Consider the following 13,060-nt stretch of genomic DNA (forward strand, 5'->3'; position numbering starts at 1 on the left):
GTATTGTAATGCAATTATAAAGTAGTGTTTTGATTACACTTTGTATTGTCGGGAAGGCCAAATAAAAAACTTGATTTCAGATTATTTACACTCCACATAAGGTCAGATATGGTGAATACATAAAATTCGATTCGTTTTGCGTAGGCACAAAAGGAATATTTTCATCAAAAAGTTCAGCAAGTCTGGCACTTAAGAAAGTCAAAAACTCTGCTTTTATGCTTTCCAGCTTCTCTCCGTTTAATTTCGTTTTCTCTTTGCCTTCCATAAAAAAGGTGCCCTCTTTACGCATGTTCCTGGTACTATAAAGATTGGGTTCTACGAACTGTTTGCCATTCGCCTTTTCAAAAACATAGGTGTAAAAAAGTGTCTGGATCAGGGCTTTATTCTGCTTGTTACCATTGGTATCAAATACATCGGCCAGATTGCTGTAGCGAAGCACGTCGCTACCTGTTTTATAATCTACAATACGGGTTATTCCATTTTTTAAATCGATCCGGTCTATGATTCCGTGCAGGGATACTTGTTTCTCTATACCATTTACTTCAAACTTAAAGGTAATGTGGTCTCTTTGTTCCAGGGCCAGAATCTCAAAAGGCGCTTCTTTTTCATCATGGTCTAAAATTAAGTTGGCATACTCCTCTACAATGGCCAACACGACTTTTTGCATCCCATTGTGCATGATCTGCAATTGCTCATTTTCAAACATAACCTGAGAAAAAGCCCTGATCGCCAATGCAGGAATGGTTTTACGATGTTCCACAATACGATCTTTAGTCATTTCCGGATCTGTAGCTTTCAGTTCTCCATAAAAAGTTTCCAGTACATAATGGAGCATGGAGCCGATGTAGTTGGCTTCCAGATTTTCCGATATTTCTTTGGGTTCATCTATCTTAGCCACATATTTATAGAAAAACTGAAGCGGACAATTCACATAAGCTGTTAAAGCCGAAGCTGATAAAGCAGATTTTCCGGTGAGGTAATTATTCAGCACAGCCATTACCTTTTCATCTTTGGGGATGAGCACGGGCTGTTTCTTTTCGGTAGTAATGTGTTGTTTATGCTCCAGGTAATTGAAGGTATACCCGCTTTCATATTCCAATTGCCTTAAAAAGCGGGTAGGTTCGCCGGTATTGGTATCATCTGCCTGCGCATTATAAACCAGGCTTACTTCATTGGATCGCTGCAACAACCGGTAAAACATATAGGCAGAAATGGCATCCTGGTTTTCCAGAACAGGCAATCCGTAGGCCCTGCGGATGCTATCGGGAATAAAGCTAGGATTTACATTAGTTTGTGGCAGGAGTCCTTCATTAACCCCTAAAATATAAACCCGTTCAAAATCAAGGTTCCGGCTTTCCAACAATCCCATCACCTGGATGCCTTGTAAAGGCTCGCCACTGAGCGGCACGGCAATGCCTTGAACGGCCTTCTGAATAAGGGACAATACAAATGCGAGCTCTTTAGCACTATTTTGCTTGGGCAGATGCCCGGCTAAAGCATCGTGTAAACGATTAAGCTCTTTAATGGTATTGATAAATAGATCTGCTTCAGTTTGACGTAGTGTTTTATCAGCCAGTTGTTGTTCCAACACATGTTTAAAAATGGCCTGCAGGGTTCCTGTAGCTTCTATACTACTGGTAACCTTGCTGAAAAATAAGCCAAGCAATCCTTTTTGACGCTGTAACCTGGATAAAGGCACCTCAGCCAATTGCTCAGCCAACAAGCTTTGTTGAACTTTAGTCCGCAACTGCTCACTCACACCTGTTAATGGATGAGACAGAAAAGCCTCCACTTCATGATGATACACCGTATCCTTTTCTCCCTGAATAACTTGCGCCTGCACACTGAGCCAGAGGTCGGCTAAACCAAATATAGAGGAAGCCACCAAGGGATACCCCATAGTGACATTGACATGGATCGGTCTGAATTGATCGCCATCCCGGTAATGCGTAGGAATCGTTTGAAGCACGGGCAACAACAAACTTTCATCGGCCAGAATCAACGCGATTTTACCTGCATTATCGGTATCTTTAAGTAAATCATATTTACTTTCCAATGCAGTGCTGAGTATTTTTGCCTGAGCAACCTGACCCTGGGTTTTATAGACGTTGATTGTTTTGGGCCGCGACTTAATTAAATCCGGTACTGTACCTAAAGCATTGATCAATCCTGTTTTTTGCAAATTCTGACGGAGAAACAGGCCGGCTTCTTGTAAAGGATCATCCAAGTAATAACGGTCGACATCAAAGTAAAAAATGGCCTTTTCAGCATCCTGCCAGCGTTTAAAAGCAACAGCTTCAGCTCTTGTTAAAGCATTAAAACCTACAAAAACAAGCTTCCCATCTTTAAACGGCGCGGTAAATTGTGCTGCGCTGCTGTTGTTTTCTGCCAACTGCCGGTACACATGCCCCATTGTAGTTAAACCTACTTTTTTTAAGGCCAGGTGATAAGCCTTATAAAGTTCAGGCATGCGTTTCCACATTTTGATAAACTGTTCCTGCTGTTTTTTTTGCTTTCCTTCGGAATACGAACTCCAGAATCCTTTCAAAAACTCCTGCTGTTCTTCACTGAGGTAGTCGAACTGATAGTCGATCTCTGCGAAATCCTCCAATTGCCGGAACAATCGATCTGCATCAACGAGGTCGTTGTCGATCTGGGCAAAATCACTCAGGATGATTCTAGCAATTGGGTAAAACTTCGCCGGCTCGATCGGGCCTTCTGCGTCTTTAAAAACCAGCTTATTGTATTCCCGGTAAAGGGTAAAAAACTGGGTGAAGGCATCTGCAATCTTCAAATCCGATGAGGCCGCGAAAAACTCCTGTATAGTAAAAAAAGCCGGACTCCAGAAAGGTTTCCCGATAACTTTTGCCAGGTGATTCTGCAAATAGGCCACCGGCCTTTTATTGTTAAATACGATAGCCGCATGTTGAAGATCAGAACCAAATCTGGATACCAGATCTTCCGCAACTTCTTGTAAAAATGGTTTCATGCCATTTAATCCCTTATTCTTCATTTCCATCCCCTACACTAATTTTAATTGTCCTGTAACCGCGTAAAACAAATAGGTTTTCACATCGGTATAGCCCATAGCTAAAAGTAAATCCCGGTAATGACTCACCTGTTCAATGTGTTTATCACTTTCCTGCAAAGTAAACTTATAATCGATCACGATCACAGCATTGCCATTAACCAGTACCTTGTCCGGTCGATAACTTTTACCATGAATATCTATAATACTACGCTCATTTAAACTGTGTTCTGCTTTTTGCAAAATTTTCTGAAGTGCAGGGTTTTGTAAAACAGATTCAGCACGTTTTTGTAAATCAGCCAGTTCTTCCACCTTAAATACGCCATCCAGCAATAAGTTTTGCAATACAGAGGCAATTTCATCTACCTGATTTACCTGGGCCAATACTTCATGCAATATGGTTCCGATTCTTCCAGCACTTTCGCCCGTTAGCAAATCAATATCCTTACGTTTCAAACTGGCATCAAAAACCTGACTTAAGCGGTTTGATACGGGGTAACATTTCATTTCCACCTCATTTGGCTTCCGATCTTTTTCGGGTTCCTGTTGTACAGGTTCATCGATCAGATAGCTACCATCTGCCAGTATCTCGTCTGCAAAGACTTTACACAACAAATCGCCAATATTGGTAATGGTATCTGTTTTTTTGCCCATGGTGCTGAGGTATAAATACTCCTTTGATCGTGTTGTAGCCACGTAAAGCATGTTTAAGGCATCCATATTGTTGTACAAAAGCTCCTCAAAATAGGCTTTGGCTACACTGGAACGTCCCAGGTCTTTACTGTATTTTAAAGGGATGCTTTGCAGGTGATGATATGGAGTATCGGTAGCTGGCACCCAGAAAACACCATTTGTTTTGCCATTGATGTCCCAGTTGCAAAATGGTAAAAGTACGGCTCTAAAAGCCAAACCTTTAGACTTATGAATGGTGATGACCTGTACGGCATCGGTATTTTCAGACGAGGGTAATGTTCTTCTTCCGCCCTCTTCATCCCAGTACCTTAGGAAAGCTGCGATACCTCTTTCACCTAACAATGCAAAGCTGCCCATCAAATCGCGCAAGGCCAACAAGTAAGGCAAATGCCCCACATTGGCCTCTTCGTTTAAGCCATAAGCAGCAATGATTTTCTCCAATAAGGCTGGTAGCGGTTGCTGCATCCAACTTTGCCACTGTTCACAAAGCGTCGCAGGTAGCAAATCAGCCAGCTGGGCAAGTGTTTTATGTTGAAGAGAAAAATAATGATGTGGCTCGGGCAACCGTCCTTGTAACTTTGCATATAAACTGATACAATTGGCTTTGAATAAGGCGGTATTTTCTGTCAGCCCGCCCATTACCTGCAAGGTGTTCAAAATGAGTTTTATTGCGTTATTGTTGCTGAGCAAAAGTGCTTCGCCAGAAATGACATCAATGCCCCTGTCCATCAATTTTTCAACCGTTGCCACAGCCTCAGAATTGGAGCGCACCAACACACAAATGTCCTGGGCCTTATATCTTTTCACCTGGATCAATTGATCTATTTCCAGGATCATCTTTTCCAAAGCAAGATCTCTGAAGCTCGTTTTTGTTAGGGTATTGCCTTCTTCATCTTCTTTGAATACGTTCAGACTAATGGTTCCACCGGCTAAAGTGAAAGGGGTAGTTTTCTGTTCTGCTTCCTGGTAAACATCGGTTACGATATGGTTAAACCCTTTTTGCTGCCACCAATCGCTAACAGGTTTAACGTCCTGTTCTGCAATAACCCCGTTCAGGTAGTTTTGCATTTTTTCTGGCAACTGCTTAAACAAGCGGTTATTGAACTCAATGATATTGACCGTGCTGCGGTAGTTTTCTTCCAGACTATCGTCTATAACGTTGTGCGCTTGTACATCCAGTTTAGCTTGCTGATGCAAAATATTCCAATCTCCGTTTCTCCAGCGGTAAATGGATTGTTTGGTATCACCAACAATCAAATGGTCGATCAATTTTCCACTTGGTGACGCCATTGCGTTGGTCAGTAACGACCTAAAGCTCCCCCACTGGTTGGCCGAGGTATCCTGAAACTCGTCAAAGAGGAAATTACGATAACGATTACCCATTTTTTCCCATATAAAAGAGGGATTGTCATTGGCATCATCGGTAATTCCTTTAAGTAAAGTTTGCGCATCACTGATTAGCAAATTCGGACTTTCGTTTCGATATTCTTTCAGCAGATTGGCCATTTCCTGCATCAAACGTAGGTAATACAGGTTTTTATTAAATGCCAAAGCCAGTACATAAGCAGACAGACCATCTTTATAAGTATTGACCAGTTTGGAAATTACAGGATTTAACTCTGTATAAGCGCTGGTGTCGCTACCTTTTTGAAACCATTCCTCTGGCTGGTCTACTAATTTTTCCAGGCTACTGATCTTCGTCAGGTCTCCGTCGGCTATTTTAGTCAGGTTATTTAAAGGTGAGCGCGACTTACCTTTCAGGCTGGCCGGATCTATTCCTTCAACCTGAAATATCTCCAACGCCTGGGTTGCCAGGTCGGTTATGCTCAATTCAAAAGCCTCAATGCCGAGCCGTGTGATTTTGTTGTAATCTTTAAATAAGGTATCCAGATCGGTGGCCTCACCAAGTTCCTTGATGGCCTGCTCAAATGGTTGGTATCTTTCTTTAAAAATTTCGTTGGTCAGATCAATAAGCTCCCTTTTGTAGTTCCAGCTCAGGTTATTGTTGATGCGGTCTAATGCCAGATCTATGATCCATTGTAATAAAATTGGATTTTTATCGAGTGCTTTATCCAATCGCTGTGCAAGTTCATTTTTAACTTTATCATAGTTCATTTCCAAACCATAACCGGTATCTAATCCCAGTTCAAAAGCAAAACCACGGATCACTTTTTGGACAAAGCCATCAATCGTACTTACAGAAAACCGGCTATAATCGTGTAGAATTTTACGATAAATCCGATCAGATTTATCTTTTAAACTCGCTGCGTTTAGGTCTGGATGTGCTTTGAGCACAATTAACCGGTAAGCATCAATCTTTTTGGAAGGATCGCCTTCTGCAAAACCTTTAAGCACTTCCATAATTCGGCTCTTCATTTCTTCAGTTGCCTTATTGGTAAAAGTTACAGCCAGAATTTCCCGGTATTTTGTTTCAGCAGACAACAAAAGAGTTAAGTAATGGGCGGTTAGACTGAAGGTTTTTCCTGATCCCGCTGATGCTTGTAATATTTTTAGTGGTTGTAAAAGCATTAGGTAAATATCATTATAATTACATTACAATCCTTGTCTAATAAATTCTTAAAATTGTATATAAATTTCCCAAAGATGAAGAAATTAGTTTTAGTAGCTATAGCTTGTTTAATGGTCTCATCCGCTGCATTTTCGCAGGAGAAACCCGCAGCAAAAAAAGAAGCCGTACACCTCTACAATCCAAATGCAGATGCCAAGGCTGATATCGATGTTGCTGTAGCCAAAGCAAAAAAAGCAGGTAAACATGTGTTTATCCAGGTTGGTGGAAATTGGTGTGGCTGGTGTATCGCTTTTCACAACCTGGTAGACAGCACGCCGGAACTTAAAAATTACCTGAACGAGAACTATGAAACCGTACTGGTAAATTACAGTCAGGAGAACAAGAATGCGGCGGTAATGGCAAGCTTAGGTTATCCCGGACGTTTTGGCTTCCCGGTGTTTGTAGTTCTTGACGGCAATGGAAAAGTACTGCACATCCAAAACTCGGCCTACCTGGAAGAAGGAAAAGGGCACAGTGTAAAACTGGTGATGGACTTTCTGAAAGGCTGGACTGCAGCAGCGGTAAAACCAGAGAACAACAAGTATTAACAGCAGACTTAAACAGCCTTCTTTTTCTTTTTTATAGCGATCCTTGGGGGCCTTTCGGCCATAGCTATAGGCTCGCCTAACAAGTCCCGGATTACAACCGAAGCACAAGTTCCACCGAAGGCAGCAGGCAAATAAGAAACCGTACCATAGGCCGAACGCTTAAAATTGCTACCATCTGTCATTACCAGGGAATCCTTAAGCTCTTCTTCTGTTGAAAACACGGCCTTGATCTGTGTGTAGTTCTCATGTCTTTTCAAGCGCTTTCGTACATATAAGGCTAAGCCACACTGGTAAGTATTGGGCAATGTGGCTACTTTAAGCTGTGTAGGGTCCAGTTTACCACCAGCTCCCATAGAACTTACAATGGGCACATTTTTTTCCAGGGCCTTAGACAGTAAGATTACTTTAGGTGTAAGGCTGTCGATACAATCCATGACGTAGTCAAATTGTTGTTCCATGATTTCGCGGCACTTTTGTGGGGTTAAAAAATCCTTCACCACATGCAGCTTGAGTTCGGGATTGATGGCCAATAAGCGTTCGGCCATGATATCCGCCTTACTTACACCATGATTGGTAGCTAAAGCAGGCAACTGCCGGTTTCTATTGGTTGGATCAACCACATCTCCATCTACAATAGTCATTTCCCCGACTCCTGAACGGCAGATAAATTCTGCAGCAAAAGAACCTACTCCACCAAGCCCAACCACCAGCACATGTTTTTGTTGCAGGAGATTGATTCCTTCATCACCAAGCAGTAAGGCTGAGCGCGATAACCAGTTTAAATCAGACATTTTTTAAATGAGGTTTATTTTTTTCCAATTGGCAAAAATACGGGCTTTTAATTCCTCAATTGTACATTTTTTTAAATTTGCTGCCGCGTGATAAATTTCCTGAATATTACAATCGGCATCATCTGTCTCCAGAAAGAAACTGTCGAGCTCTCGAAGTAGCAGAGCTGCACCTGAATCAGCATTCAATATGGCAGAACCAAAAGATAGCTCAAAGCCTTTAGCGAGCAATTGCCGTCCAAGTTCAGGGTGCTTGTTAAAGCCATGGACGATTAGGGGCACTTTAAGCTTCAGTTCTTTTTGAACCGTCATCAATTCATCAAAACACTTTACGCAGTGCAAAATTACAGGTTTAGATAAAGCCTGAGCCAGGCTTAACTGCGTCTTAAAGATGGTCAATTGATGCTCCAGCTTTTCTCCCCTAAGCCTGTCTAATCCACACTCTCCAATCAATTTGACGTTGTTTCTACCAGCGATTTGCTCCAGTCGATAAAGATCTGCTTCCAATTTACCGATGGTTGCATACCAGGGATGCAGACCTACGGAAACCTGCTGATCTTCAGGAATTTCGAATGGTGCATCCCCGGTTAACGAAAGGCTCAAAATACCAGTAACTCCGGTTTCTCTTTGGGCACGATGTGTATGGATGTCAAAATATTCCACAATGCGGTATTAAAGCCCGTCGCCGTATTTAAAAAAGCCATTTACAGTAACAGGCAATTTCCCAGTAGCAATCACTTTATTTTTAAGCACTTCGGCAGCAGCCTTTTGCATAAAGTCTTCTTTCTGATAGGCCACAACCAAACCTTTACTATTCTCTAAACCAGGAAGGGCAGCCAGATTATATGGATTTGCAAATAAAGCGAATACCGCATTTTTCTGGGCCATATCTTTCACAAACATTTTCAAATCTGCACTGAGCACCATACCATTACCCGGACGGGTTCTGGTATCATGAATTCCTATAATCACCTGATCAAAATCCTGGATGCCTTTAAGAACTTTAGCCACGGCATTGGCATTGGCCAGTTTATCCAACGTATAATAAACGGCATTTTTATAATGACTTCCGAGCTCCTGCTGGAAAACAGTCACATTTGGTGTCCCGATACTGATAATGATGGTTCTCTTTTCTGCGTTCAACTGCGCAATCTGCTGCTTACCTGTTAAAACTGTCATAGCGGCATTGGCCAATTGTGACAGCAAGGATAAGCTTTCTGCCCGGTTTACCTCCGCCACCACATTTTGGGTATCAATTGTATCCCGGCGATTTAAGCCAGCCCAATACTTTGCAGTAAGTATTTTTTTTACGCTTTCATCTATACGGTCCATCGTTAAGCGGCCCGATCGGACAGCCTTACGAACCAATTTGATTGCCCTTGCGCTATTCTCTGATAATTCAATGATGTCATTTCCAGCTATAATTCCCATCACATCGGCTTCGCCATCTTTAAAGTTTTTCACGACACCAGCCATTCCCATCGCGTCAGAGATGACGATCCCTTTGAAACCAAGTTCTTCTTTTAAAATGCCAGTCACAATTGGCTTAGACAATGTAGAAGGCATATTGGGTGTACTGTCTAAAGCGGGAATATTCATGTGAGCGATCATTACACCTGCTGCCCCCTCATTGATCAACTGTTTAAATGGATAGATCTCCAAACTGTCTAACCGTGCCTTGGTAAAATTAAGCTGGGGCAGATCATAATGCGAATCCACATCAGTATCTCCATGACCAGGAAAATGTTTGATGCTAACCAGTAGTCCTCCTTCTTGCATGCCTTTCATGTAGGCTGCCGCTTTTGTGGCCACATTGTATTTATTTTCTCCAAAGGAGCGGAAATTGATTACCGGATTTTTAGGATTGTTATTCACGTCTACATCTGGAGCCAGATTCATATGCATTCCTATTCTCCTGTAATCTTTGGCTACTTCCAGTCCCATTTTATAAAGCAAATCGGTATTCTGAACGGCACCTAAGGCCATTTGGTAAGGATAAGAGACGGTACTGTCCAGACGCATACCCAAGCCCCACTCTCCATCCGAGGTCATGAGCAATGGCACCCTGGCCAATTTCTGATATTTATTGGTTAAAATGGCTTGCCGTCCAGGTCCTCCCTGAAAGAATACAACACCACCCAGGCGTTCTTTTTTGATGACCAGTGCAACTGAATCTTCATAAGCTTTTCCAAAATTGGTATGTGCCCTTACAAAAAACAATTGTGCTATTTTCTGACGTTTACCTAACCTGTTAAAGACAGAGTCAACCCAGGCGTTCGGCTCCGCAAGTGTTTTCAGATAACTTTTATGCTGTGCCTGGGCTGGTATTTGTAAGCTCAAATAGATTATAGAAAGGACTGAAAATGTTCTGAATTTCATTTTGTGACGGTTGGTTAAAATTCAAAGTTAATAAAATTATATTCCTTCAGATCATCACAGAGGCTTTTAACATTCCCAGCATCCGGCAAGCTTAATTGTATCAAATTTAATACAATTAAGCTTTTTAAAAGCTAATTTTATAAGGGCCAACTACATTGGGAATGGCATTGAAAAGGCCAAACTACCACCACTAAGCAATAAATTCGCCTAATTCAATAGACTTTTAGTATTCTGGCACATTTCTTTCAACAGAGGACCTAAACATAACACATATGAAAAAAATAATTATTTTGGCTATAGGCCTATTTGCAGCAACAGTTGCGAATGCACAGGATCCAATAAGATTTGGGATCAAAGGCGGAATTAACTTTCCGAACATCATTAAAGGAGATGGAAATAATGACTTTAAAACCAAGGTTAACACTGGATTTAACGTAGGTCTAACCTTAGATATCGGACTAATCAAAGGTCTCGCCTTTACCCCTGAAGTACTTTACTCGACTAAGGGTTATAAAGCCCAAACCGCATTTGGCGATTTCAACCAGACGACAAGTTTTATTGATATTCCAATTTTGGCCAGCATTAACATTGGCGGCAGTGGATTAAATCTTGTTGCCGGACCTCAGGTTTCATTTTTACTATCGACAAAAAACAAATTTGAAAATGGTTTCGGGACGGTAGAGCAACAGATTGTTGAAGATAAATCTGATCGCTTCAAGAAAAGTCTTGTTGGTGGTTTGATTGGTTTCAGATACGATGTAAATGATCAATTTGACATTCATGGAAGATATGCTTTGGATTTCCAGAAGAACAACGAAAATGGAAGTAAAGAAACTCCGGAATTTAAAAATCAAGTGTTTTCTTTAGGTATTGGCTTGAAGTTTTAACAACAAAATACAGTATTGGAAGGCCGCAAATTGCGGCCTTTTTTTATGAAGTTGTATCAGATTCAAGACACTTTGTAACCTTGTACACTACAAAAGAAAACCACTAAGACATCAAGCCAACAAAACATTAAAAATCAGACATTTAACATCAAAATCAAGAAATAAATCACTTGAAAAAGCTCACAATTGGCATGGTTATTACCATACAGATCCCAGTTTTTAACTAATAAATTCTAAAAAAATGAAAAAATTATTCATACTCGGCTTGGGGTTAACTGTAAGCAGTTTAGCTTTCAAAGCCAACGCACAAACTTCACAACGGGCAGCAAATGATCAAATGAGATTTGGTATCAGAGCTGGGGCAAATTTGATGAATATGGGTAAATTAAACTTTGCAGGTCAGGATTACTCGACTGATTCTAAAGTTGGATTTCAGGCTGGTATTTATGCGGATTTACCAATGGGTGGAAATTTTGCTTTTATGCCAGAGATTAACTACGCCCAAAAAGGAGGCAAATTGAAACAAACAATTGTTGGGGTAAATAATGAAGTGGATACCCGGGTATCTTATTTGGACATCCCGGTATTGATCGGCTACAAAGCAACTCCAGAATTAACCGTTTTTGCAGGTCCGCAAGTTTCGTTTTTACTGGCACAAAAAACGGTAACTAAAGCAGATGGTAATCAAGTTGGTTCTGACAATACCAGTACCAAAGATTTCAGTAAATCTATTGCTGGTGGAGCTTTTGGTCTGGGCTATAGCGTCACCCCAAATATAAATGTCAATGCGAGGTATAGCATGGATTTTCAAAAGGCGATGAAGGACGATTTAAATCAGGATAAGTTGAAAAACAGAGGTTTTGCCTTATCATTGGGTTATACTTTCTAAGCTTTGATAACCTACGAAAAGCGAGCCCGGTACTAAATTCAGTACAGGGCTCGCTTTTTTTAAAACATATTGATTTAAGTGTTGTTACTTATTTAATCATCAAAAAACCCTATTTAATCATCCCAAAAATTACTGCTATGAAAAATCAATCATTTCAAAAACAGGTCCCCGCTGAACAGGGACGTCCAACATCAGATCGAGTACATCACAGTGTAAAGGACGATAAAAAACAGCAAGGTATTACCAATGGTGGTGGTCAGCGTTCTGATCAGACCTCCAACAAAGACAACCAGCGAAAGCGGGAAAATAAATAATCCAAATAGGTGTGTGTATTCCTAAGACTTGTACCTAGATAAAGCATCCCCCAGGGGGTGCTTTATTTGTTTATAGTATTTGCATCCGCTTGTTTAACGCTGCGCGAAATGCATCAGATACAGGCACCATCATATTGTTTATAATCAATGTACCTCCTTCTACTGTATCTATTTTACTGACATTTACAATGAACGACCGATGTACTCTTAAAAATACGTTTGGAGACAATTTCTGTTCCACAGACTTGAGTGAGGAATGAATGTTGTAAACCTGATTTGGAACGTTAATTTTCACATAGTCTCCCTTAGCCTCAAGATATAAAATATCGCTAACTTTCAGTCGCCTTACGATGGAGGAATCACGAATGAATATAAATTCATCCTCTTTATTTCCGACGGTTATATTTTTATTCCGGTATAATTCTCTTGCCTTTTCAATAGCCTGCAGGAAACGCGCAGGTACGATTGGCTTAATCAAAAAATCAACCACATTTAAATCAAAAGCAACGGCAGCATAATCTGTTGTACCTGTAGTAAAAATAATCATCGGCCTTCTGCCTTCCAGGCTTTGAACCAATTCTATCCCGCTCATTCCGGGCATTTCGACATCTAAAAACAAGACATCTATCGGATTGGCCAACACCATCCTGTAAGCTTCGACAGCATTCTCGCACTCCCCAATCAGGTCTAAATCAGGATCCATACTGACCATTTGCTTCAGTACGGTACGGGCAATTAAATTATCGTCAACAATCAAACAGTTCATTTTACTTTTATAATAGTAAGCTCTAATTTAGGGAATATAGCAAATACATTTTAGTATTGAACAAACTGAACAGGAGAATCCTCAATGATCAGTTCAATTAAATATTAATCTGCGCGCATCCTATTTACGTAGCCCGTACAGTTAACGATGTAAAATAAAAGAAAATTTACACCTTACAATAAAATTTAGCTCCTAATTT

At 40.8% G+C, this 13,060-nt stretch carries 10 protein-coding genes; 4 read left to right on the plus strand and 6 right to left on the minus strand.

Going from position 1 to position 13,060, the window contains the following annotated elements; translation table 11 throughout:
- Positions 1-85: 85 nt before the first annotated feature.
- Positions 86-3,019 (minus strand): PD-(D/E)XK nuclease family protein, encoded by a 2,934-nt coding sequence (locus IM797_RS14630; protein WP_228098869.1) that lies wholly within the window; start codon positions 3,017-3,019, stop codon positions 86-88.
- Between the two features lie 3 nt (positions 3,020-3,022).
- Positions 3,023-6,250: an exodeoxyribonuclease V subunit beta gene (locus IM797_RS14635; protein ID WP_194127885.1), complete on the minus strand. Its 3,228-nt coding sequence runs from the start codon at positions 6,248-6,250 to the stop codon at positions 3,023-3,025.
- A 75-nt stretch (positions 6,251-6,325) separates the two neighbouring features.
- Here IM797_RS14635 and IM797_RS14640 point away from each other — a divergent pair, with 75 nt between their 5' ends.
- Positions 6,326-6,838: a thioredoxin family protein gene (locus IM797_RS14640; protein WP_194127886.1), complete on the plus strand. Its 513-nt coding sequence runs from the start codon at positions 6,326-6,328 to the stop codon at positions 6,836-6,838.
- An 8-nt stretch (positions 6,839-6,846) separates the two neighbouring features.
- Here IM797_RS14640 and IM797_RS14645 read toward each other — a convergent pair whose 3' ends face one another.
- From IM797_RS14645 to IM797_RS14655, 3 genes are read right to left on the minus strand one after another with little or no spacing between them, the layout of a single operon-like run.
- On the minus strand, positions 6,847-7,629 hold the full coding sequence (locus IM797_RS14645) for a ThiF family adenylyltransferase (RefSeq protein WP_194127887.1): 783 nt from the start codon (positions 7,627-7,629) through the stop codon (positions 6,847-6,849).
- A gap of 3 nt (positions 7,630-7,632) precedes the next feature.
- Positions 7,633-8,289: a TatD family hydrolase gene (locus tag IM797_RS14650; protein ID WP_194127888.1), complete on the minus strand. Its 657-nt coding sequence runs from the start codon at positions 8,287-8,289 to the stop codon at positions 7,633-7,635.
- A 9-nt stretch (positions 8,290-8,298) separates the two neighbouring features.
- Entirely contained in the window at positions 8,299-10,005 is a 1,707-nt protein-coding gene (locus IM797_RS14655; protein WP_194127889.1) for a glycoside hydrolase family 3 protein, read from the minus strand.
- Between the two features lie 272 nt (positions 10,006-10,277).
- Between IM797_RS14655 and IM797_RS14660 the strand changes: the two genes are divergently transcribed.
- The 3 genes from IM797_RS14660 to IM797_RS14670 all read left to right on the plus strand — a co-directional run bounded on the left by IM797_RS14660 (position 10,278) and on the right by IM797_RS14670 (position 12,095).
- Positions 10,278-10,892: a porin family protein gene (locus IM797_RS14660; protein WP_194127890.1), complete on the plus strand. Its 615-nt coding sequence runs from the start codon at positions 10,278-10,280 to the stop codon at positions 10,890-10,892.
- Positions 10,893-11,133: 241 nt separating this feature from the next.
- Positions 11,134-11,781, plus strand: a complete 648-nt coding sequence (locus IM797_RS14665) for a porin family protein (RefSeq protein WP_194127891.1) — start codon at positions 11,134-11,136, stop codon at positions 11,779-11,781.
- A 137-nt stretch (positions 11,782-11,918) separates the two neighbouring features.
- Positions 11,919-12,095: a hypothetical protein gene (locus IM797_RS14670; protein WP_194127892.1), complete on the plus strand. Its 177-nt coding sequence runs from the start codon at positions 11,919-11,921 to the stop codon at positions 12,093-12,095.
- A 70-nt stretch (positions 12,096-12,165) separates the two neighbouring features.
- On the opposite strand, the gene IM797_RS14675 is transcribed toward IM797_RS14670, so the two are convergent.
- Positions 12,166-12,861 carry a LytTR family DNA-binding domain-containing protein gene (locus tag IM797_RS14675; RefSeq protein WP_194127893.1) on the minus strand — a complete coding sequence of 232 codons (696 nt, stop codon included), beginning with the start codon at positions 12,859-12,861 and terminating at the stop codon, positions 12,166-12,168.
- Between the last annotated feature and the right edge of the window lie 199 nt (positions 12,862-13,060).

This window comes from Pedobacter sp. MC2016-24 (assembly GCF_015223055.1).
In the GTDB taxonomy this organism is placed as follows: domain Bacteria; phylum Bacteroidota; class Bacteroidia; order Sphingobacteriales; family Sphingobacteriaceae; genus Pedobacter.